General features: G+C 56.9%; 12 protein-coding genes. 1 reads left to right on the top strand and 11 read right to left on the bottom strand.

Annotated features, from left to right (window positions below; all coding sequences use genetic code 11):
* The 9 genes from GcLGCM259_RS06180 to GcLGCM259_RS06140 form a co-directional block, all read right to left on the bottom strand.
* Positions 1–1,944 (bottom strand): glycosyltransferase family protein, encoded by a 1,944-nt coding sequence (locus tag GcLGCM259_RS06180; protein ID WP_342773592.1) that lies wholly within the window; start codon positions 1,942–1,944, stop codon positions 1–3.
* 232 nt (positions 1,945–2,176) lie between these two features.
* Complete coding sequence (locus GcLGCM259_RS06175) at positions 2,177–3,715, bottom strand: hypothetical protein (protein ID WP_138926073.1); 1,539 nt, start codon at positions 3,713–3,715, stop codon at positions 2,177–2,179.
* A gap of 615 nt (positions 3,716–4,330) precedes the next feature.
* Positions 4,331–5,947, bottom strand: a complete 1,617-nt coding sequence (locus tag GcLGCM259_RS06170; protein ID WP_138926072.1) for a heparinase II/III domain-containing protein — start codon at positions 5,945–5,947, stop codon at positions 4,331–4,333.
* A gap of 36 nt (positions 5,948–5,983) precedes the next feature.
* A complete protein-coding gene (locus GcLGCM259_RS06165) occupies positions 5,984–7,930 on the bottom strand; it encodes a glycosyltransferase (protein WP_138926071.1) in 1,947 nt (648 codons plus the stop codon).
* 11 nt (positions 7,931–7,941) lie between these two features.
* On the bottom strand, positions 7,942–10,014 hold the full coding sequence (locus GcLGCM259_RS06160) for a CgeB family protein (protein WP_175419344.1): 2,073 nt from the start codon (positions 10,012–10,014) through the stop codon (positions 7,942–7,944).
* A 474-nt stretch (positions 10,015–10,488) separates the two neighbouring features.
* Positions 10,489–12,084 carry a phosphoglycerate dehydrogenase gene (serA, locus tag GcLGCM259_RS06155; protein WP_138926069.1) on the bottom strand — a complete coding sequence of 532 codons (1,596 nt, stop codon included), beginning with the start codon at positions 12,082–12,084 and terminating at the stop codon, positions 10,489–10,491.
* 350 nt (positions 12,085–12,434) lie between these two features.
* Positions 12,435–13,685, bottom strand: a complete 1,251-nt coding sequence (gene cysN / locus GcLGCM259_RS06150; protein ID WP_138926068.1) for a sulfate adenylyltransferase subunit CysN — start codon at positions 13,683–13,685, stop codon at positions 12,435–12,437.
* A gap of 2 nt (positions 13,686–13,687) precedes the next feature.
* Complete coding sequence (cysD, locus tag GcLGCM259_RS06145; protein WP_138926067.1) at positions 13,688–14,611, bottom strand: sulfate adenylyltransferase subunit CysD; 924 nt, start codon at positions 14,609–14,611, stop codon at positions 13,688–13,690.
* Positions 14,612–14,656: 45 nt separating this feature from the next.
* Positions 14,657–15,451: a 3'(2'),5'-bisphosphate nucleotidase CysQ gene (locus GcLGCM259_RS06140; RefSeq protein ID WP_281283959.1), complete on the bottom strand. Its 795-nt coding sequence runs from the start codon at positions 15,449–15,451 to the stop codon at positions 14,657–14,659.
* 131 nt (positions 15,452–15,582) lie between these two features.
* Between GcLGCM259_RS06140 and cysC the strand changes: the two genes are divergently transcribed.
* On the top strand, positions 15,583–16,785 hold the full coding sequence (cysC, locus tag GcLGCM259_RS06135; protein ID WP_217496560.1) for an adenylyl-sulfate kinase: 1,203 nt from the start codon (positions 15,583–15,585) through the stop codon (positions 16,783–16,785).
* 71 nt (positions 16,786–16,856) lie between these two features.
* Here the strand turns inward: cysC and GcLGCM259_RS06130 are convergent, their stop codons facing one another.
* Together GcLGCM259_RS06130 and GcLGCM259_RS15565 are read right to left on the bottom strand one after the other, a co-directional pair.
* On the bottom strand, positions 16,857–18,620 hold the full coding sequence (locus GcLGCM259_RS06130; protein WP_138178270.1) for an SLC13 family permease: 1,764 nt from the start codon (positions 18,618–18,620) through the stop codon (positions 16,857–16,859).
* A gap of 316 nt (positions 18,621–18,936) precedes the next feature.
* Positions 18,937–24,006 carry a PKD domain-containing protein gene (locus GcLGCM259_RS15565; RefSeq protein ID WP_138926065.1) on the bottom strand — a complete coding sequence of 1,690 codons (5,070 nt, stop codon included), beginning with the start codon at positions 24,004–24,006 and terminating at the stop codon, positions 18,937–18,939.
* Positions 24,007–24,258: the final 252 nt, after the last annotated feature.

Here is a 24,258-nt window from a genome sequence, read left to right as displayed (position 1 = left end):
CTAGAAGAAGATATGGCTGTCATTCTTACCAAACCATTGAATAGTACCAGTGGACGTGAGTTCGGCATCGCTCAAATTCCACGTGTGGTTGTTTCCGTCACCGGCACGCATCTGCAGGAAGTTGAAACGGTCTGCAGAGTAGATGGTGCCGCCGTTGTCGGCAACATCACGAAGGAATTGGGTGTCCTCCCCTCGACTGCGGGATTCGAATGGCGTGGACTTGAATACTGCAGCATGACCCAGCATCGTTGGACCCATCACCAGGTTGGTGAAGCGGTGTTCACGCTCCGCAAAACGTAGGAGTGTAGCGTCGGACTGCCCTAGGTACATGTAATGGGCCTGCTTCCCTACCACAGATGCGCCGCTATAACGCAGGGCCGACACCTGATCGAAAAGATAGTGCTCACCATAAAGGTCATCGTCATCCATTTTGGTAATGAATTCGCCATCGCACAGCTCCACGGCTTCATTCAGGCAGTCGCCCAACGAAAAATCCTCACCGGCCCGGACCAGTTTGAAATTCTCGATGCCAGCAGCGGACACCTTGGAATGGACCTGCTGATCATCTACCTGGAACTTGTGCGCTACGAGGATGAGTTGAACTTGCACACCCCACTGCTTCGCTACCGTGCGAATGATGTGATCAATTTGTGACGGCCGGATGGTCGAGACCACGACACTGACTGATGGCTCGTGAGCCATGCTCAGAGGTTTCGCTTGTTGCTCGTCGATACCGATCTTCTTGGCGACCGCTCGGGCACGGTGTGCATAAGTGTGTTCGGACCAAATCCTTCGCTGTCCAAGATGTACGGTTCGGTCCCTCAGTTCAGGACTTCGGGCCAGGCTCCGTATCGCGTGAGCGGCAGCTTCCCGGTCCCCAACCTCGATCACCTCATTCGGAGCAAAGAAGTTGCCGATCGCTGTGCTCGGTGCCGAGACCACCGCAGCACCAGCTGCAGTGATCTCAAAGATGCGCCTGGCGCACATGCTTGGTGAATCCACCACTGAATTCACATTGAGGAATACGCTGTAGTACTTATGGGCAGTCAGCATCTTCTCATAGGGAAGCGACCCCACGACATGGCCGTTGAACGGTTCCGGGAACTGATACTTTTCGTCGCCACCCAATTGTCGCGAGAAAATATCGAAGCCTGACTCCAAGCGCGGGGCAACCATCTCTGCCCCACCCAGAACAATGTCCATCTGCTCACGACGTTCCGGGAACTTGTGGGCAAAGTACATCCCAGCAAAGGCTACATCCCGCCGCGGTTGAGACAAGGGTAGCACAGGGTTATGGAAAGCCGGTTGCGCTGCGAAGCTGAGAGACTCGACCCTTTCGTGCCCAAGCTCCTGTTGATAGCGCGGGATCATGCGAACATCCGACGTAAATACGAAGTCGAATAGTTTAGCCGTATCCAGGAAGTCTTCGAAGTGCGGAGGGTCCTCCTTGTTCCAGAAAACAGTTGGAATGTTCTTCGACCTGAAGGCCGCGACCATGTCGACGAACGCGGGGCGCGGAGCTGTAGGTCCCGTTAAGTGATACTGCCAAGCTTTCCTGTTGCCTGCCCACGCGGATTCCACGAAAAGGAAATCGAAGTTTCGTTCAACCAGTTCCCCTTCCCATGTGTCTGGTGTGATGAAGACGCAATTCCACTCGGGCGACCAGGCCTTTGCACTAAAATCATCAAGAATCACAGCCACGGTAAGAGCTTTTTCTTGCGTGTATCCGCTGGACACTGTCACGTCTGGCAAACGAATGCCGATGGCTTTCTCGATCTCGGAACGCAATCCAGGGCGTAAGCCGCTGTTGGCATGTTCAAAGGATCGCCGTTTCGCCCATTCGCGCAACTGTCTGGGTCCTCCGCTGCGTAGGTGCCACAACGCTTTTCGAACCTCTGCTATCGAATGTTTCATTAACTCACTCGTCTGAATCTCACCTGACACAATCAAAAAATTGTATCCGCAAATTAATCGGTTGAAATGACCATCGTAATACCCAACTACGATATCTAGGACACAGTCTTAGAATCGTCGGCGCCGCGAAGTACATTTCCGCACGCAGCTTCGGAAGGGATGAGCTCTCTTTGCTGCTTGCTCGACAAGAAGCAACGAAACGGAAACGCGCACCACGCGCTGTTGTTGGGCCGGTTAAGAAGAAGAAGTAAGTTTAAGTCTGTTACTCATCGAGGTACCACGAAAGCACGTCGTGCAAATCCCGGATGGAACGATACTGAGGACGCCATTTGGGGGGGTTCGCAACCAACTTGTAGAGGTGTTCGAAGTTGAAATACTGACTGAGTTCTTCCTTACCTAATTCCTCGATAAATTCCAGACAGCGACTTCGGTACAGTTCAGAGTAAGCGACGGTAGCTGGCGGCAGTCCAATCTTACGCGCACTTTCGAACTGTTCAGACGAAATAGCTGTGTTACCAAGTCCTAGATTGAACGGCGCAGCTGCTAAAGAATTGCGTTTCATCGGCGCCTGCGACTGCGGCAGCGCACCCATCGTCAAATTCGGTCTGGCATCCAAATAGGCAGACGTAATCCGTTCCTTGTCATAAGGCATCATCGCGAGTTCTTCATGGATATCTACAATCAAATCAAGATGCGCGAAATTCAGCGCCCTTTCTTGGCGGGAATAGCTCCAAGCCAGCGCCAGCATCCAAGGGCTGTACAGGGGATCAAAGCGATTAACATACTTCGACAAGGATCGGGATATTTCACCTACATAGTACCTGCTTCTAAACGAAAACCACACAAATTCTGGGAGAGCCTCATTTGGGACTCCCAGCGTCTTCGCTCGCTCCTGCACTTGGGACAATCTCTCGAGTGCATGTATACGCAGTTCACCGTTCAGAACACTGTTTCCATGTCCGTCCTGTTCCCCTAGAGCGCCCAACATCGGTTTCATCAAGCAACGAGCGTCAAAACCGTCCGAAGGCACTGTGGCCAACGGCAGACCAAATGAATTCCTTAAAAGTCCACCGAAGCCACCCGACAATACAACCGCGTCTGACTGACGCAAGCCAGGGTTAGCAGGGCCTCGCAAGAGACCGGCTGTCTCGTGCATGCTCCATTTACTATCTACAACTGGCGACCCTGACAGCACTCCAACTTCGAGTCCCGAATCGTAACTAATCTGAAGGTCGAATGCACTAGCCAATCTCCGCGATATCTGCATGTCATCTGCCAAAGGATCGCCACCACAGTGCAGAACATATTTATTCTCATACCCAGAAGAGATCAAGCCTGCCAGAACTGTTCGAGAATCCATTCCACCGGTTAAATGACATATATATCTGGACGAGGGATAACGAGATGCAGCAGAAATATTAGCGACAATATCTTGCTTGACCCTTTCGCGCAAAAGTTCGGCGCTTTGAGGCCGAAAAAGATCAATACTAAATATATCATCCTGAATAGAATATTCCTTTTCGGAAACTCCCGCAGTCGATATCGAAATATATTTGAATTGACCGAGAACTCTAACACCTTCATACGGGGAATCGACCAAGCCCCCATTATTGGATGATGCAAGCATCGCAGCGTACTTCAACGATTTCTTTAAGGGCTTACCATCGCTTTTCGCCAGCGAAGTTAACGAAACCAGAGAGGACGAAATAAGAGTGGTGAGTTCCGTCTTGTACAAGAAAACCGTTGAACTACCAAAAGGGTCGCTTAAAATTAGAAGTTCACCGCTACGGTTATCTTCCAAGTAAATAGTTAGTGAACCCCTAATCGACGAGCCAAGGTCGTCTGCGGATCCCTCATAGAGTGACAATGCACGCGCCAAGTCGGATGACGTAGAGACAAAGGAACTGCCCAGTACTGTTCCAGCACCATGGCACCCCTGTACAGTGTACCTACCGCCAGTGGGCAGCCTGTCCGAACCTCGCGCTTGGACATGCGCATATCCACGATCCGTCCCAAAAGAAAAAACAGGTACACTCATTTAATTACCAACAATTCATTAATTTTTATCGTTAGCGATCTTTGCGAGGAACTTCTAGACGAGGAAGCCCCGCTGACCGCAGAAATTCATTAAAATTCCCGAAGAGCTCGTCCAGGCTGGCAAAAAAGCTCATAGTCCATCGCATCAATCAACTCAGATATGGATAATTCTGCAGTAAAATTAATATTCATGGCTCGTAGATTTAGCGAACCTGTGAGTTCTGATGTCCGAGAATCATGGGTTAACCACAAAACGGGCTTTCCAGAGAGCCTACTAGCCATGTTTACATGGAATCTCGTTCCAAACGAAAATTTGACGAATTCCGAATGCGCGAGCGAAAATCCTGGGCCAAGCTACGAAGAATTCCAGCTACACCAATCATAGGCATTTCCCGTGGTTTGTTATTACGATCGAGGTCTCGACACGAACGGGATATTCAGCGGAAGTTACCGTCAGAACAATCTCGTTTGTTTTAGCCTTACGATTATGTTCTAAGGCAACAAATGAAGGGTTGATATCGAAATTAAGGATACCTGAGGAGGCTTTAAAGCATACCCGCAAATCCTCTTCACCCGAACGAATACCTATATCACCATCTTGCCTGTAAGTAATTATCGTTTCTGGATCAAGGAGGAAACGAACAAGCGGCTCACCGCGGTTTGAGGCTAAAAATGAGTCGACAATTTTTACTCCGAGTTCAGCACGATGCTCTAAAGAACGGGTAATGATCACACTGTCATCAAGATGTAATTTCGCCGATATCGCGAGATTACTGCTTGAATTCTCTACACCTGTGAATTCAGCGCGCAACCTGCTCGAGTTTCGTCCGTAAGATATTGTGTTTTTCGTTGTCCAAGAATCTAAATTGCGATAGGTAGGTAAGGAATGTCCTTTTGAGCCGCGCATGTCAACGGCAACCTGGTCCTTTGTATCGTAGTTCAATAGCCCCGCATCACGCAGAATGAATCTTCCATTCCGCCACCAAGAGAAACTTAGATCGTCAATCTGTTTGTGTATCACACTTCTGAAGCCAGCAATATATGCTATATACTCGTTACTCGAGGTTCTAACCGCTAGTCCATTCTCAGGCGAGTAGAGTAATCCTAACACTGGCTTAAAACGATATTGCATTCCGCCGGGGCTGTCCCCCAAAGGAGGAACAGCCCCCGAGGGCAGCAGCTGCCTACGGACTCCTAACTCCGCAGAGCGTAATAGGAGTTGAAACAATCTTGCTCTAGTTCCCAACATTCGAGACCAAGCAATGAATAAAACTAAGTCCTCCAAGAGCATCACATAGAATATCTGATAGCTAGGAGTGTTCTCCGATGCGATGCCGTCGCTATCGATAATCTCATTGAAGGTCGAGTACAAAGCTTCAATCCATTTCAACGCGTTCATGTCAGATTCAGGACTCGGCATAAGAGTTTCCGCATGAAGATGCGCAATTCCAAGCATGATTCCATGATTGTTAGGTTGAAACAGACTGAACTCTGATAACAATCGGTTCTCTGCGGCAAACATTCTTCCGTACAGTTCTCGGAACTTTTCGACCTCTTGCATCAAGTTTCGTTCAAGATAAGAAATGATCCACAAAAGAGATCTGATACGTAAAGCACTTTGGTGATCGAGACTCCCGGAACGGAGCGAATCGATGTCCAACGAAATTGACATATCTTGCCAGGCTATAAACGACTCAACTATCTGGGCTACAAGTTCAATAGTCTCCTCATCTGACTCTGCACTCTCGATGAGTCTAGGCAAGTACGCGAGCGAATTGCGCCACAGGATTGTTGTATTTGCGTCCTTCTCCGGGTGAACTGACCAGGTCTTTGGGTCAAGAAGGTCCTCTGTCCTTACGACCGCAGAATTTGGGAAAGAAATTTCCCAATTATTGCCCTGCCGTTTGAACTTCCAGTTAGGGGGGGCACCGTCGGAAAATGTACCGGCATAGCTTTGCAGCAGGTTGCAAAGTGACGCCGAAGGATCAATCCTCACAATGTTTGTTCTCCCTTTTGGCCTAGCAGAACGCGACTACGCTCGCACACGATCCATCAAATCTACTATACTTGACATGACTTCCCGAACATCATATCGCTCCGAAATAAACTGACGGCCGTATTTGGCTCCTCGAGTGTATGATGTCGAGTCGTTGCGTAGTCCCAAAATATACTCTGCCATTGAATCTACCGAATCGAAAATAAACTCATCCGGATAACAGGCGTCTACACCCCTCCACGGCAGGAACAATCCCTGACCCCCAGCGCAGAATGCTTCCCCAGGTGCGACCTGCATGCCCTCGAAGTCACTGAGCGAAAGAGCAAATCCGACGTTGCGCAACTCCTGTTTGGTATCAACCCAACCGCGGTAATGAACCGCGTTGGCCAACTGGAGCTCGTCGATACGAGATTCGCAGGTGCTGTAGTACTTGCGCGCGGACTCTGACTTCATTACCCATGCGTACTCATCGTATTTTTTACCGAAGATATTTAACTCATAGCGCGTATCAACTGTCCGGAGCTTGGCGAGAAGCTCTATGGCTCTGTGAAGGCCTTTTAATGCCGGAACGCTTCCTATCATCGCAAGACAAAATTGACGGTTCTCGGGATCGTCAGCGTCACGTCGGTACGACTCCACATCAAATGCATTAGGGATCAGCGCAAATTTTTCATATGGTATATCGAAACGGTCGCTAAAATCGTTTAACGAGTGGGGTGCAATAGCAATAATTCTTGAGACGCTTTCGAGTTTCAATTCAAGACCGTAATCCACCGACATTTCGCTACGATGAGCACGGACTATCAATCGGTGGCGTGAGGTAACGTTCTCAGAGTACCACACGGCTGCACCCAGAAGCCATTCCACCCAGACGTAGTCAGTCCAATCCAAGAGCACGCGGCTTAATTCTTCATCATGAGCGACGTGCCCAGCCCATTTGTCGATACGAACGTTGTAACGCTCCTTGAGAGCGGGCAAAATGTCATCCATGAACTTGAGGTCGTGGCCTGCCAGGACGAGCCGGAGCCTGCTTGCGTCCGTGAACTGCTCATAGCTCCCGTCACGCGCTGCCAGTACGAGCTCATTCAGACGACGACTGAAGCGGAATGTAGAAATATAATTCCAATAGGTGTTGCAAAATTCGCTGAAGAAAGTGAATACTTCCTCGCTCAAGTCCTCTGTTTTGAACCAAATGAACTGACGTAGAGCGTAATCCATCGCCGCGTGGCCATGTTCTTTTACAAACGATACGCCACTTCGCCCCAAGATGTTTTCAACATCATCCCACGCTTCAATGAAATCCCTAAAGTCCCGAGAATTGATTTTCTGGGTGACCGATGCTTCGTCATCATCGTTCTTGACATATTTGCGTATTGCCACATCCCGGTACGCAATGCGGCTGCATCGAGTAAGCACTTCTGATGTAAACGTAATGTCTTCGCCGATACGCCGCGTTTCCATGAAACGAATACCGTTGTCGATGACAACATCACGTCGCATGAGGAACGAACAGGTTAGGCTTTGGTACTTAGCAATAGCACGTAGTCGAGAAGTCGGGTCTTTAATTTTGTCCCAGCCCGGGACACGATCAGACATCCTGCTGCTTCCGTCTGGGGCCGTAACTTCAAGACTGTTGCGGACTGCATCGCTGTCGAATCTTAGAGCGTGCTCGTAAGCGTTTACGAGTCCGGAGGGTATTAGAATATCATCGGAGTCCAGAAAGAATAAGTACTCTCCCGAGGCTCTCTCCATCCCGTAATTTCGAGGTCTCGCGGCAGATCCAGAATTTTCTGGAAGACGGTACACGGTCCAGTTTTCTATTTCGTTACATAAACGACGGAGTTCGTCAAAGGTGTTGTCCTTTGACTGATCGTCCACAAAAATGACTTCATGGGGAATTTTTTCCGGAACGGCTCGCAAGGAATCTAACGTTTCGTCCATTTTGCCAATGGAATTGTACGTCGGAATAACAATGCTAATCATGTAACTGCCTCTCAGATCAAGAACACGGATTGTTCATTGCTGCGACCAGCAAGTATCGGGAAAACTTCGGCTGCCTCGAGCATGACGTTGTGCGGTTGCGGCTGACGCGAGAAGCGGAAACGTTCCTTCTCGGGCCTGGAAGTAACTGTCAAAGGTTCCGACATTGAATTACCGACATCCAACAGATAGTCGAGATCATCACTACCCAGCAAAGATCCTTTAGCCATTTCAATGATCAGCACCTTACGCGACTTCAACACATTTCGTGGACGCAATGTCCGAGAATCGATTTCAACCTGGCGGATCACGCGGATGCTGCTAGGGAGCTTTCGGGTCAGTTCCATTGCTAAAGTTTGGTCAGCGGTACTACTCAAAACTATCAAAAGTCCGCTAAAGCGTTCACGATTCTCCTCATAATATGTGATTGCGCGTTCCACCGCAGCTTCGTCGTTAACACGCGCTACCAGCTGCGTCTTACCGAAGTAGGTAGCGAAATCAATACCCACCGCACTCAAGATCTTTTCCGCGCGATGACGATAAGTATTCTGGAAGGCAATATGCATGCCTGCCCTCTGGCGTCGCAGGTAATCAGAATCCGTAATCTTTCTGATATCGAAATCGGCTCGGTCTGCATACAATACGCTATCTCCGAAAAAGTGTTGCACGCCCTTAGCGGTGTTAGAAAGCACAACAGCCCCGCAAGCAGTCAATTCAAAAACCCTGCGCGCAAACATCGTGTCTGAATCAGTCACGGTATTCAACGTAATTCCGTACTTTGATTGGCGATAGGCGTCCGCGGTTTCCTGATAGGAGATCGCAGGTCTTGTGTACTTCACATAGCGTTCGGGGTAAGCGTAGGCCGGGCTTGGGGAAGAGTACATACGATCATAGATAACCATCTCGTTGTCCGATTCTAGAACGTTATCGATGATCTTTGAGGCTGCTTTCGCACGCTTCGGATAGCGCGCATACCAAGTGCCAGCGAAGTTGACGCTCTTGGATGCGCCATACGCCCCAACTGGGTTAAAGAGCTTAGGTTGCACAGCGAATGGGAGAACATCAGCGTACGGTACACCTACGTCTCTGATGTAAAGATCAACACATTCAGCTGCAGTTGTGAAGACGTAATCGAATAAAGCAGATGTTCGGATAAAATCATTGATTCTGTCTGAGAAATGAACAGGGTCTTCCTTATTCCAGAAGACAGTAGGAATTCCCTTCTCATGACAATAGTTTAATATTTCAATCAGTTCTGTGCGGTTCTCTTCCTTAAACCGAACTGAAGTGTATATCTTACCCTGCCAGGGGTGCTCGCTAGGCGCTCCACCCTGCCACGCCGATTCACAGATGAATAGTTGTGGTTTGTGGGATTCCATCTGCTGACGCCATGTCTGGGGCTTTAAGCGGATCGTGTTGAACTCCGGTTGGAAGCTGCCATAGGTGAAGTCATCGGCAATCATTGCAACAGGAATTTGATGACTATAAGGCAGGTTCGAACCACGATAAGCATTAACGAAGTCATCCGCTACCCAAGTCTCGCGGCCCTCTTTCGACAAGGCCCACTTCACTCTTTCATCCCCACTAATAGGATCATAAGCCAGTCTGTCATTACGAATTGGTGCCGGTCGTTTAGCACGCTTCTGTATGTTTACGGCCAGCACTGCTTCAACTGAGGTCTTTACTTTCGGAAGTACGACAGGTGTGGCCGGTGAAGTTGATTTTTTGGAGTGATCCGACTTGATGCCTGCAGCTAGGTCGTTGATCCCATTCGCAATAGCTTTTTGGGACGAGTCAATCTTCTTATCTAGGACTTTAATCTGCTCGTGCAACGCAGTGCTCGAAGCATCCCCAGCGACTGACTTAACCTTTGAAACGTCGGTCCGAATCCTCTTCATCTGCTCCCGTGAATCTGCGCGAAACTTTGCGTTCGTGCCACCCTCGCGATTGGCAAGAACGGTCCGTCCAACGAGGAATACAAAAAGTAGCGATCCGAGCGCGATGCCCCCCAGCGCGCTTTGACTTGATAGTGCCCCGATGAGACCGACCACAATTGATAGTCCCAAATCGATCAGCGTTCTCGCCATAAGTAGAAGTTTGGATTTGTCGACTCGTTTTGGCAAAACAGAAGCCTTCTTTCTGCATATTTCTAGACAGGGGACAGTTGATACTCCAACCTTCATCCTAGTGGACGGATACAGTCAGGATGCCCTCCGTGGAGTGTAATGTCGCATGCGTAACAGCTCTTGTTGGTTGATGTACGATCTCCGTGGACTAACACTGAATAGTCCCGCTCATGCTGACTCCTCGGGGGTCTCAAAGTGTCCTTAAGCACTGGCAATTCTGGGAAATGCACGACGCGCGAGTAACCCTCATACCAAGCCCACACAAGTAGTGTGTTCGAGCGAGATCTGGATAAGAACGAGAACAGATCGCGCCGCAACTTGTACCAGTCAATAGGATGAGAGACTAAGTAATTTAAGTCCGAAAGCCGCTGAGCGCACGCTAATATGGTGCTCAGCGGCTTTCAGGTAATCAGAACGTCGTGAGTAACGAAGGAACTATTCTGATAAGTTCACTTCCCGGGCGATACTTGCGCCTATGGCGGCCCCGACGACATCCAGCACTCCACCCGGCAGTGCCGAGTCAATATTGATAACTGCCACCGCTTCACCCAGTTTTTCGTCACGAGACACTTGCATTCCTGCAATGTTCACATTTTGCTCGCCTAATACGTTGCCAAGGCTCCCGACGATACCTGGACGGTCGTTATAACGAACCACAATCATGTGATCCGTGATCGGGATTTCGATTTCATAGCCGTTGATCCCAACCAGTTTCTCGATCTGCTTCGGACCGGTGAGGGTGCCTGCGACCGACAGCTGTGCTCCGTCGTTGGAAGCCCCCTTAATCATCAACTGGTTGCGGTACTCAGGAGAATCCGGTGTGGTGATCAAGCGAGTAGCGACACCCCTTTGTTCGGCCAGTACCGGAGCGTTTACATAAGAAACCTGCTCAGAAACTACGTCCATGAACACGCCTTTGAGCGCCGAGAGTTCGAGGGCCTTAACGTCCAAGGAAGCGATTTCTCCGGCAACCTCAACATCGATGCTGGTCAATGAGCCAGTAGCCAACGCGTTGAAGATACGTCCCAATTTCTCGATGAGCGGGATGCCTGGGCGAACGTTTTCGTCGATAACACCGCCGGCCACGTTAACTGCGTCCGGCACCAATTCGCCAGCCAGCGCAAGTCGAACCGATTTGGCAACCGATACACCAGCTTTCTCCTGGGCTTCATCAGTGGAAGCACCGAGGTGTGGCGTGACAGTGACGTTGTCAAACTCGAAGAACGGCAGGTCGGTGCTTGGCTCCTTGACGAATACGTCAATACCAGCGCCAGCGATCTCATCGTTCTTCAGCGCTTCGTAGAGTGCTTCCTCGTCCACCAAGCCGCCCCGGGCTACATTAACCACGTACGCGCTGTTCTTCATCTTGCGGAAGGCCTCCTTGCCGAGCATCCCCACGGTCTCTGGAGTCTTCGGCATGTGGATCGTGATGAAGTCGGCCTGTTCAAGCAACTCATCCAAGCTCAGCAGGGTGACGCCCAACTGCTGGGCGCGGGTCGGGGTGATATATGGGTCGTAGGCAACGATGTCCATGCCGAAGCCCTGTAGACGCTGGGCTACCAGTGCACCGATACGTCCCAAACCGATGATGCCAGCCTTCTTCTCGAACAGTTCCACACCGGTGTACGAGCTGCGCTTCCAAGCCCCTCCCTTGAGCGAGGCGTTGGCTGCCGGGATTCGGCGGGCCAGGGAGACGATGTGGCCCACGGTCAGTTCCGCAGCCGAGATGATGTTCGAGGTCGGAGCGTTCACGACCATGACGCCAGCCTGGGTGGCGGCTTTGATGTCCACATTGTCGAGACCAACACCTGCGCGGGCAATCACCTTGAGATTCTTTGCCGCGGCGATCGCTTCCGCATCCACCTGCGTGGCGGAACGGACGAGGATGGCGTCAACATCGGCGATGGCGTCGAGTAATTGGGAGCGGTCGGCGCCGTCCGTCTGACGAATTTCAAAGTCGGGACCGAGGGCAGCGACGGTTGCTGGGGAAAGCTGTTCGGCCAGAAGTACGATTGGCTTGTTATCAGACACGAGTGGGGCACCTTTGCGATTTCATTGGGCTGATGCTTGCACGAAAACGGTCAACACTGATCGTCTCCAAAACTCAGGCTAGCGCTCTGGCGCCTCCGACTCCGTGGATTTGCGCGATATTACGCGGCCAGGAACGAACTTTGTGAAAACTTTCACTTGTTCATAACAATATTCAGAGCCACGCAGTGCCTCTTCCAGTAAGTGCCGCTTTATCTTTTCCCATCAGCGGTCAGAGCCGGGCGAATCGCATGCGCGATTAAAGGAAGAAACACCCTGCCAGCGCCCTTTGCGGTCGACGCACAGGGTGAACTTCGAACTAGTTACTACCGTGGTTCCTTCAGATTTTTCAGCTACTCCGCTTCAATGATCATTCCAGCGGCAACAGTATTATTGGTGATTTCATCAATCAGGATAAAGCCCCCGGTCGTGCGGTTCTTATGGTATTCATCAGCCAACAACGGCTGGGTGGTCCGCATGGAAATCCTGCCAATCTCGTTCAGCGCGAGTCCGGTAGCTTCTTCGTCCCGATGGAGCGTGTTAATGTTCAGGCCGTAACGCAGTTCCTGGACCAGGGCCCTAGCGGTCTTGGTGGTCTGTTTGATCGCCAGCTTCTGCCCCACTTTCATGGGCTTGTCACTCATCCAGCAGATCATGGCCTCGAAATTCTGGGCCACCTTTGGCTGATTGTTGGGGCGCACGATCATGTCACCGCGGGAGATATCAACTTCATCTTCGAGCCGCACCGTGACCGACATTGGTGGGTAGGCCAGTTCCACCGGCCCATCGGCGGTGCTGATTTCCTTGATCGTCGATGGCAGCCCGCTGGGCAGTACCACGACCTTGTCCCCCGCCTTCATCACTCCACTGGCTACCTGGCCGGCGTACCCCCGGAAGTCGTGGTAGTCGTTGTTGTGCGGACGAATCACATACTGAACGGGGAAGCGCACATCCACCATGTTCGAGTCGCTCGCGGTTTGCACGTTCTCCAGATGGTGCATGAGCGAAGCACCCTCGTACCAGGGCATGTTCTGACTACGGGTGACCACGTTGTCGCCGGTGAGCGCCGAAACCGGTATCACCTGGATGTCGGCAATGTTCAGGCGAGCCGCGTAGTCCACGAATTCCCGGCGGATGTCTTCAAAGACCTCCTGGGACCAGTCGACCAGATCCATCTTGTTCACCGCCACCACCAGGTGCGGTACCTGCAGCAGGGAAACGAGGAAGGCATGACGCCGGGACTGCTCCACCATCCCCTTGCGGGCGTCAACCAGCACAATGGACAGATCGGAGGTGGAGGCGCCGGTGACCATGTTGCGCGTGTATTGGATGTGCCCTGGGGTGTCGGCCACGATGAACTTGCGGTTCGGGGTGGCGAAATACCGGTAGGCCACATCGATGGTGATGCCCTGTTCGCGCTCGGCGCGCAATCCGTCGGTGAGCAGCGCCAGGTCCGTGTATTCGGAGCCGCGTTCCTGGCTGGTTTTTTCGACCGAATCCAGCTGGTCGGCGAAGATCGCCTTGGAGTCAAAGAGCAGACGGCCAATGAGCGTGCTCTTGCCGTCGTCAACGGAGCCGGCGGTGGCTATGCGTAGCAGGTCCATGTCTAGAAGTACCCTTCCTTCTTGCGGTCTTCCATCGCCGCTTCGCTCACTTGGTCATCTCCGCGGGTGGCCCCGCGTTCGGTGATCGTGGTGGTGGCCACCTCCTCCACAATTTCCGCCGCCGTCATCGCGGTGGATGCCACGGCCGCGGTGAGGCTGGCGTCCCCCACGGTCCGATAGCGAACCATCTGGTTGCGCACCGGCTCATCTTCCCGCGGCTGACAGAACGGGTGCACGGCAAAGAGCATCCCGTTGCGGTCGAACACCTGGCGCTGGTGGGCGAAGTAGATGGAGGGCAACTGAACGTTTTCACGTTCGATGTAGTTCCAGATATCCAGTTCGGTCCAGTTGGACAACGGGAACACCCGGATGCTCTCCCCCAGATTGATCCGGGTGTTGTACAGGCTCCACAGCTCGGGACGCTGGTTCTTCGGATCCCATTGCCCGAATTCGTCACGGAAGGAAAAGACCCGTTCCTTGGCGCGGGCCTTCTCCTCATCCCGGCGGGCTCCGCCCATCAGCGCATTCAGCTGGTGCTTTTCAATGGTGTCCAGCAGCACCGGGGTTTGGATCCGGTTGCGTGAGCCGTTGCGTTCCTCGACCACCTCGCCGGCGTCGATGGCTTCCTGCACGGACCCGACGATGAGGCGGACTCCGCGCCGAGCCACCTCGGCGTCCCGGAAGTCCAACACCTCCTGGAAATTGTGACCGGTGTCGATATGCACCACCGGGAACGGGATGGCTGCCGGGGCGAAGGCCTTGGCCGCCAGGTGCAGCAGCACCGCCGAGTCCTTGCCTCCGGAGAACAGCAATCCCGGGCGCTCCAGTTCCGCGACGACCTCACGGATGATAAATATTGATTCAGCCTCCAGCGCGGTCAGCTGATCCAGCTGATACCGCATACTCGTGGCAGTTTTTAGTTTCATCGAGTGAACCCCCAAATTCAGTGAATGAACGTTTGTTGTAGGTGTCTAGGCGAAGGCGTGTACGGCTTCAAACAGTTCACGCTTCAGCGCCGGATGGCAGACCACCAGGTCCGGTAGGTAGGGATCGGCACGGTTGTACTCCAGCGGGCTTCCGTCGACCCGGCTGGTGTGCAAGCCCTTGCCCTGGGCGACCGCCACCGGAGCTGCCGAGTCCCATTCGTATTGGCCTCCGGCGTGAACGTAGGCGTCCACCTCTCCCCTGACCACCGCGCAGACTTTGTAGCCGGCCGAGCCCATGGGCACCAGTTCAACCTCCGCGTTCTGTGCCAGCTGGTGCACGATCTGCGGAGGGCGACTGCGCGAGACGGCGATGCGCCACGGGCGGGCCGGGCCAACGGTCATCGGCATGTCCTGTTCGGCGCTGTCCAGGACAAGGCCAAGCCCCGGCAACGCAACGGCACCTGCCGACAACTCTCCGTCTTCCCACAGGGCAACGTGCACGGCCCAGTCATCCCGGAATTCTGAATACTCCCGTGTGCCATCCAACGGATCAATGATCCAGACCCGTCGGCTATCGAGGCGGCACTTGTCATCCACGGCCTCCTCGGAGAGGACGGCGTCCTGCGGATGGAGCTGGTGCAAGGATTGCGCGAGAAATTCCTGGGCTGTTCTGTCCCCAGCGTCCTTGAGTTCCCTGCCCTCCAGGCCTAGTTCGCCGGCCCGGTCACGAAGTTGAAGAAGCTTCTTCCCGGCACCTTCGGCCAGGTCGATAGCGCATTGTAAATCCCCCAATGAAGCATCCCCCTTTTGCTCCCAAAACAAATCCAAGGTCTTCCCCAAGACACTCAGTTATTCGCCATCCTATCCATGTTTGGGGTTCAGATGAAAGGGGTTACACGCTGCTCGTGTCCGTTGCCTGGCTCTAGCCGAAATGGCTTTCGCTCTCTAGGGTGGATTCCAGGGAATACTTCTTGGGGGAAAGTATGGAAAACATGGGGTCGATCCCGCATCAGGATCCGATCGTGCAGCTGGATATTGCCCAGCTCGACATCGTGGAACTCATCGTGGGAGGTCTGCTCGATCACCAGGGGTTGGATCTGGAAAACCTTCCGCAATGGTCGCAACTCCCGGACGCTGCCTTGGCCAATCCCGGGCAGAGGGGACACATTCAGCTGGCCGATCCCGATGGCACACCGCTGGTGCGCGTCTCCTACACCCGGCAGTCGGACCCGGGGCAGACTGCCGTGACGGTGGGAAAAGTACAGAAGCTGGCCGATGCCGAACACGGGCCGTTTCGTGAACTGCGCCTGACTTCGCCGCTCGGTCCACGAGCCGTGGTGCTTTTTGACCAGGCACCGTCGGCTGTGGACCTGCAACGGCTGCAGCAGCTGCAGCCGTTGCCCAACGGCACCTGTTTTGTGCTGCTCAGCCCCAGCGACCGGTCTTCGGGTCCCGGGCATGCCGGGGCCATCAAGCAATTGCGGGCGGCGTCCGGCCTTTTCTCCGGCAGCACCGCGGGGCATCTGGTAGTTCCGCCTTCGGTGGACGCAGCGGCACTGATCCAGCGTCTTTCCGGGAATGTGCTCGCCGATTTCCGCTCCGCGCGGCACCAGCAGCCCGAGGCTGCCCCGGGCACGGTGGTGATGTTCAGTGGTTTATCGGGGTCCGGCAAATCCACGTTGGCCCGCGCGGTACAGCAGCGCATCCATGAGCAACTGGGACGCCCGGCCGTGCTGCTGGATGGGGATGACATCCGCCGCTTCATCTCCAAGGGACTGGGTTTCTCACGTGAAGACCGCGAAACCAATGTGGAACGCATCGGGTGGATTGCCGCCCGCATTGCCGAGGTCGGTGGTCTGGCCTTGTGCGCCCCCATCGCGCCGTTTGCCCAAACCCGTCAGGCGGTGCGTGAGCTGGTCGCGCCGCATGGACGGTTCCTGCTGGTGCACGTGAGCACCCCGCTGGAGGTATGTGAGCAGCGGGACCGGAAGGGACTGTATGCCAAGGCCCGGGCGGGAGAGGTCAAGGACTTCACGGGAATTGATTCCCCCTACGAGGTTCCCGAGGATGCCGAGCTCACCCTGGATCTATCGGTCGTGGATTTGAATACCGCCACCGACCGGGTCTTTGCGCTGCTGGCGGCCCACACGCCGGAAGCCGTACACGTCCACTAGGTTTCGGCGGGGCCGCTGAAGGGCGCACACGGCGCACGGCCGCCCGCCTTCGTTGTGGCGGGCGGTGCGGGCTAGAGCGGCCAGACGAGGGGAACCACGCTCAGCGTGACGGCGGCCGTCACCAAACTCATTGGGATCCCGATCCTGACAAAGTCGATGACCCGGTACCCACCAGGACCCATCACCATCAGATTTGTCTGGTAGCCGATGGGGATGATGAAGCTGGCCGAGGCGGCGATCATGACCGTGATGGCGAAGGGCATGAAGTTTGCCTCCACCCGTTCGGCCACGGCCATGGCAATGGGAAAGACCAGGATTGCCGCGGCGTTGTTGGTCAGCAGCTCGGTAAAGCACAGCGTCAGCAGGAACACCAGCGCCAAGGCTCCCCAGGGCCCGGTGCCGGCCAGCAGCAGCGTGTTGGCGATGGTGGCGGCCGCCCCGGTTTTCACCATCGCCGCCCCGAGCGCGAACGAGGCGGCAATGACAATGATGACCTGCAGGTCGATATGCCGGCGCACGTTGCCCATGGACAGGCACCCGGTCACCAGCATGGCCAGCGCGGCCAGCAGGGCCGCCTGGATGACTTCCAGGACCCCCAGGGCGTTCAGGGCGACCATTCCGATCAGGATGGCAATCGCCCACGGGGCCTTGCGGAAGTTAGCCGGGGCGATGTCGCTGATGTTGCTGACCAGCATGAAATCCCGACGGAAACGGTAGTGGCGCACGAAGTCGGTTCCGGTCTCCAGCAGCAAGGTGTCCCCGACCCGCAGTTTCACGTCCCCGATTTTTCCGCGCAGCATTTCCCCGGACCGGGAGATGGACAGGATCACCGCCTGATAGTGGGAGCGGAAGCGGCTTTCCTTGACGCTTTGGCCAATCCCGGTGAAATCCGGTCCCACGACCGCCTCCACCAGCCGGCGCTGGGAGTGGCGGATCCCCAGCTTGGAGACATCTCCGGCGCTGGGTTCCAGTCCGCGGATGTGGCGCAGTTCGCTGGCACACTCCGGTGCCCCGACAAAGATCAGGATGTCCTCCGGGTCCAGGATAAGTTCCGGGGTGACCTCCACCACCAGGTGCTCATCACGTTCCACCCTGGTCAAGAACCCATGGGTCAGGCTGCGCAGCCCGGCGGCGGCGACGGACTTGCCGGCAATCGGGCCATTGGGCTGGACCCGGAACTCCACCGCGTACTCGCGAGCCGACTGCATCTGCTCGACCGCGTCCTGCCGGTTGGGCAGCAGGCGGTTGCCAAACAGGGTCAGGAACAGGGCCCCGCACACGGTCAGCGGCAGTCCGACGGCCGCGATGTCGAACATTCGCAGCGAGATTCCCAGCTCGGACTGCAGCAGCCCGTTGACCACCAGGTTGGTGCTGGTGCCAATCAACGTCATGGTCCCGCCGATGATCGCCATGTAGCTGAGCGGGATCAGAAGTTTCGAGGCCGGAATGCGCAGCCGGGCCGCCCATTCCTGGATGCCGGGCAGCAGCATCGCCACCACGGTGGTGTTGTTCAAAAAGGCGCTCAGTCCCCCAACCGGCAGCAGCATGCGCGCGTAGGCGCCGCGCACGCTGGAGGGCCGGCCCAGAAGGTTCTGGGTGATCCACTGCACGGCCCCGGTCTCGCTCAGTCCGGCGGCCACCACATAGAGCACGGCGACCGTGATGACCCCGGTGTTGGAGAACCCCGCGAGCGCCTCCTGGGGCGTCAGGATGCCCAGGAGCATCAGGCACAGTGCCGCTCCCATCAGAATCAGGTCCGCGGCCAGCCGTGTGGCGGCCAGCAGCCCCAGGACGCACAGCACAACGACCAGCGTCAATATGGCATCAATGCCCACAATACTCCCCCTGTATTGCCATGAAACCCACCCCATATGGGTCAGCGCCGCTCAGTGACCTCACCCTGGCGCAGACCATTTCATCTGGCGCCCAGGTTCATGATGTGATGCAGCGTTTACAGAACTCATCTTTGCAGAGCCCGGCCCATCAGTCCATGCCGCCACCGCACCGATCCCGGCATGATGCGCGTTGCGGCGCAACCGGCCGGGCAACAATTCCTGCCGCGGCGTGCCGTGTGGATCTGTGCACAAGACGACGGTGGCCTGCAATCCAGTGCTGGATTGCAGGCCACCGTCGTTGTGGCGCACCGGGCGGCTAGTCCTCGGCGCCGAGCACCACCGTTCCCATGACGGCGTTGGAGGTGCTGCTGTCCGCGGTGCCGGTCAGTCCGCCCACGGCGCCGGCGCTGACCGGTCCGTCGGAGTCAGCCAGCATCCAGGACAGGTGCCCGGCCCCGGTGCCCGCCCCGGTCTGTCGGGTCGACAGCGCCGAGGGGATGGACCACTTGGTGGTGGAGGCGGTCTTGTCCGCCCAGTAGGACAACACCCAGTCCCCGTTGGCCGCGGTGGCCTCAGGTGTCTGGTGTTCGGCCTTCGCACCCACCTCGGGTTCCATCACGAAGGAGGCCGAGTTCACCGTGGCGTTGCGGTAGACCGCCACCGACAGTGAGCCGCGCGCATATCCGCCGACCGAGACACTCACCGTGGCCCCGGCATCGGAGGCCGTGGCCACCTTGGAAAACATCGCTCCCTGCATCGAGGCGGTGGCGACCTGGGCCCGTTGCTCCCAGGAGGCCGGGATGCTGGGGGCCGAGGTGTACTGGTTGGTGACAAACACCCCGACCAGCACGTCTCCGGCCTGGATGCCCGAGGGCAGCTTCACCGAGTGAGTCGTGGCATTTGCGGTCCCGGAGTTGGCGGCCGAGGCCACGAACTCCACCTCGGATTCAGGCTCCGGCGCGGTGTCCGCTTCAACACTCACCGAGGCCGTCTTGGTGCCGCTGGCTCCCTGCGGATCGGTGACCTTCAGGCTGACCTGATAGGTGCCGGCTTCGCTAAAGGCGTGACTGAAGCTTTCCCCATTGGCCTTTTCTTCGCCGTTGACGGACCAAGTGTAGTCCAGCAGCGCACCTTCGGGGTCCGAGGACCCGGTGCCGTCGAAGATGCAGGCCAGGAAGTCACAGTCCCACTCGAAGTCGGCCACCGGCTTGGCGTTGCGGCCCTGCCCCGGTGCCCCGGCCAGGACCACCGAGGCCATGACCGCGTTGGCGGTCGTGGAGTTGGCGGTGGCCTTCAGCCCCCCGGCGTCCCCGGCGGAGACTGCCCCGTTGGAGTCGGCCAGCATCCAGGATAGGTGTCCCGCCCCGCTGCCGGATCCGGTTTCCCGGGCCACGGTGCCGCCGGGCAGCTGCCAGGTGGTGGTCGATGCGGTCTTGTCAGCCCAGTAGGACAGCAGCCAGCTGTTCGATTGGGCGTTGAGCACCGGGGTGGTGTGCACCGCGCCGGAGGTGGTCTCCGGACGCATCGCGAACGAGGCCCCGTCAACTGTGGCGTCCCGGTAGGCCGAGAGCACCAGTGATCCCCTGACATACCCGCTGCTGCCCACGCTCACCCTGCTGCCGGCATCCGAGGCCGAAGCGATCTTGGAGTAGATCGCCCCGCTCATGCTGGTGGTGGAGGCATCGGCCCGCGTTTCCCAGCCGGCCGGTGCGCTGAGCGTGGTGCTGCCCGAGTTGGTGGACAGGACCGCCACCATCAGGTCGCCTTCCTTCACCGCCGAGGGCACGCTCACCGTATGGCTGGTGCTGGTGGTGGCGCCGTCGTTGGCCGCCGAGGCGACGAACGAGACGTTGTTTCCGGGCTGTGGGCCCGGGTCCTGCACCACGCTCACCGGCTGGGTCACCGAGCCGGTCTCGTTGGCGTCGTCGGTAACCGTCAAGGTGACCTGGTAGGTGCCAGGCTGTTCGAAGGCGTGGGTTGCGACCATGCCCTCGGCGACCTCGGTGCCGTTCACGCTCCACACGTAGCCGGTGATCTCCCCGTCCGGGTCGGCGGAGAGGGTGCCGTCAAACGTGCAGGAAAGGAACACGCAGTCCTGGGTGAAGGAAGCCTTCGGCACCTGGTTGGCTGCCGCGCTGACCTGCACCTCCTCCTGCACGGTGTTGGTGGCCCCGGACTCGTCGGTCACCGTCAGGCTCACCGTGTACTTGCCGCCGGCCGGGAATTTGTGCACGAACTCCACCGCATCCCCGCTGCCGCCATCGGACGTGCTCCACTTGTACGAGGCAATCTCGCCCTCCTGATCCGTGGACCCGCCGCCGTTGAAGGTGCACTCCAGCTGGTTGCAGGTGGTCAGAATCTTGGCCTCCGGCTCCGAGTTCGGGGTGGTGCTCACCTCCAGCTCGACCTGTTTCGTGTTGGTGGCGCCCCGGTCGTCGGTGACGGTCAGGCTCACCGTGTACGTTCCGGCTTCGGCGAATTCGTGGCTGAAGGTGGCTCCTTCACCGCTGCCGCCATCGGAGGTGCTCCAGGCGTAGGAGGCGATTTCACCGTCCGGGTCGCTGGAGTCCGCACCGGAGAACTCGCACGCCAGCTGATCACAGGTTTGGGTGATCTGGGCGGTCGGTGCCTGGTTCTCAGGCGCGGTGACCGTGACCGTGACGGTCTTGGTCGCCGTCGCCCCGTCATCGTCGGTGACCGTGAGGGTGACCTCATAGTCCCCGGCCTCGGCGTACTGGTGCTCGACCTGTTTGCCGGTACCGGTCTTGCCGTCCCCGAAGTTCCAGGCGTAGTCCTTGATCTCCCCATCGGAATCCGCGGATCCCGAGGCGTCAAAGGCACATCCCAAATCGGTGCATTCCGAGCCGAAGTCCGCGGTCGGCGGTTTGTTCGGCAGCGGCGGCGCCCCATCGCTGGTCATCGAGATCAGCGCCCGACTGGCCCAGTTCGCCCCGTCCTTGTCCGGCCCGGAAACCACCTGGGTGGGTCCCTCGGCCGTGCCGTCGGTGACACCCTGCCGCCAGTTGGCGGCCATCAGGTCGCCATCTGGGGTGGCCAGGTAGAGTTTGTCACCGGCCTGGAACATACCGCGCACCGCACTCCAGGGCACCTGCGCAGACGCGGTGGCCACCGTGAAGCGTTCGGCCCCGATAATCCCGCTGTCCAAATCCAGGTAGCGCATGAACAGGGCGTTCTGCCCGCTCAGGGTGAAGTAGATCCGGTCGTTCTTGAAGAACAGCCCCGTCATCTGCTGCGCCTCGCTGGAGAAGTTGGTCAGCCCATACAGATCATGGGTGGCCGCGTTGCCCAGCGTATTGCCGTTCAGCGTTCGACTGACGAAAGTGCCGTCGGCCATCGCGAAGTACATCCGGCCATCGGCCACAAAACCGCCACGCACCGCATCCCAGTTCACGTTCCCGGTGAGCTTGGTGGCGCCCTTGGACGCGGCGCTGGTGCCGTCAAAGTAGGTTTCGTTTACTTGTGCGCTGGCCCCTGGGTCCGGGGCCTGGGCATCCAGGTCCACGATCTCCACGCCGTTTACGGCCGGGTTCTCAGTGACATGGTCGAAGGTGATGTTGATGCTGCCATCGCTGACCACCCGCTTGCTGAGCATGGTGCCGATATTGTGGCCCGGGTCAGCGTTCAGGTCGATGTTGCTGTAGGCGCGGCTGCCCTCGACATCCAGGTTGTAGACACGCGAGCCCGGGGCGGTGGTGCAGTTGCACCGGTCGGCCAGGTACACCCGCACCTCAACGTTCTTCCCGGAGTCCACCGGGAAGTTGTACTGCAGCTTCTCCCCGCCGGCTGGGTCCCAGCGCTCGCTGGAGTAGATCCCGCGCGGCGTTGATTCGGGCACCTTGTCGCTCAGCGAACCGACGGCGTCATAGCCGGCGCTGTTGTTCCCGCTGCTGCGGTAGTTGCTGCCCGGGGCGTTGTTATCGCCCAGCCAGTCCATCCCGCCATCCACTGCCGGGATGGTGTCGCCCCCGGAGTTGATGCGGTAAAGGTAGCGCGGATCCTGGTTGGAGGACAGCGCCCCGGCCTGCACGACGTCCACCGGCAGTGCAGGTGGTTCGGCTGACGGGATTTCAGTGCCTCCGGCCAGCGGGAACAGTGCGATGCGCCCCTTGTACACGTAGCGGGCGATACGGTCTGTATCCGAACCCACCCAGAGCCCGTCCTTGGTCGCCAACAGGTCAAAGACGCCGCGGCCCCGGTCGCGTCCCGGGTTCCATTCGATGGGCATGCCGTTGGAAGCGTTCAGCGCACCAATGCCTTCGCGTCCCACGGCGCCCTGCCCGGCGGCGTCGGCGCGGAACGGGTTGTTGACCCAACGCATGTGCCCACCGAAGTAAATGGTGTTCTGTGTGGCTTCCAGCGCGTAGACACTGTCACCACCTGTGTAGTCCACCCACACCGGGTTGATGCCGGCACCGCTGTCATCACTCTGCCAGCGGGAGATGGTGTCACACAGGGTGGGCGGACCACTGCCGTAGCCGCCCATGGATGAGAGCACGAAGTAGCTGCCGTCGGGGGCGAAGTCCAAATCGTTGAGGTAGTAGGCGAAGGACGGGTAGCAGTTCGGCTTCCAGCGCTCGGTCTGCCAGTCGGCCACGTTGGTCTGGGCACCGGAAATATCCAGCACGCCCACCTGCACTCGGTCCTGCCCATCGATGTAGCGGAAGTTGCCGGTAGCCACCATCTTCTTGCCGGCGGCATCCACATCGAACTTGTGCACGAAGGTGATCCCTCCACGGTGGGTATCGGTGAAGGCGACCTTGGTGCGCTCGGACAGCGCCCCGCTGGTGGCGTTCACCTCGGCCAGGCCCAGGCGTTCCTGCCCGCGCACGGCGGTGAATTCGCCGCCGAAGAAGAGCCGGTCCCCCACCAGGTTCATGTCATGCACCACAGCGTTGATCTGGCCCGGGTTGAATTGGGTGATCCGTTGCCCGTTGCCCACATTCAGCCGCAGCACCTTGGGAGCCGACTGGCCGTTGAGCGTACCGAACTGTCCACCGACGTACACCGAATTGCCATCCGGTGCGGCGATGACCGAACGCACGGTGCTGTTCAGGTTCGGGGCGAAGCTGGTGCTGATCGCCCCGGTGTCCTTGTTAAACGCAACCAGGCGGTTCCTTGTCAGGACCGGGCCGCCATTGGCGGCTTGGACCTGGGTGAAGGATCCGCCCAGCACGATCATGTTCCCCACTTCGGCGATGGAAAAGACAATTCCATCCAGTACGTGGGGTGTGTTGTTCCGTGGCGTGGCAGAAACCACGGAGTTGTATTCCTGATCCGACGCGGAGGCCGGTATCGCATTAATCCCTGTTAACCCCAAGATCATTGCCAGGCCAGCCACGGCCGCAAAGAATCTCTTGACTCTCATGATGTTCCCCCAAACCAACCCCAAGTTGGCAATGCCAGTGACATAGCGCCGCCGAAAGGACGACAACTGACCTAATTATGGGTAGCAATCCGGGACACAGGAATAGTGGTAACCGCGACCCCATACTCGTTAACTACTCCGAACTACTTGGATTCACTACTCGCCTGATACTCGATTCGTGATGGGCTACTGCAATCCGCCGCGGCACGGCGCTCCTGGCGCGTCATCCCCTTCCCTTCGTCAACGCTTTGT

The organism is Glutamicibacter creatinolyticus (assembly GCF_006094275.1).
GTDB lineage: Bacteria > Actinomycetota > Actinomycetes > Actinomycetales > Micrococcaceae > Glutamicibacter > Glutamicibacter creatinolyticus.
The sequence above is the reverse complement of the archived record's forward strand: the minus strand, read 5'-3'. Positions and strand labels throughout refer to the sequence as shown.

Coding starts and splice junctions, on each gene's coding strand:
- GcLGCM259_RS06165 (WP_138926071.1), bottom strand. CDS start 7,930: ATGATTAGCATTGTTATTCCGACGTACAATTCCATTGGCAAAATGGAC.
- GcLGCM259_RS06160 (WP_175419344.1), bottom strand. CDS start 10,014: ATGGCGAGAACGCTGATCGATTTGGGACTATCAATTGTGGTCGGTCTC.
- cysN (WP_138926068.1), bottom strand. CDS start 13,685: ATGGACCTGCTACGCATAGCCACCGCCGGCTCCGTTGACGACGGCAAG.
- cysD (WP_138926067.1), bottom strand. CDS start 14,611: ATGAAACTAAAAACTGCCACGAGTATGCGGTATCAGCTGGATCAGCTG.
- GcLGCM259_RS15565 (WP_138926065.1), bottom strand. CDS start 24,006: ATGAGAGTCAAGAGATTCTTTGCGGCCGTGGCTGGCCTGGCAATGATC.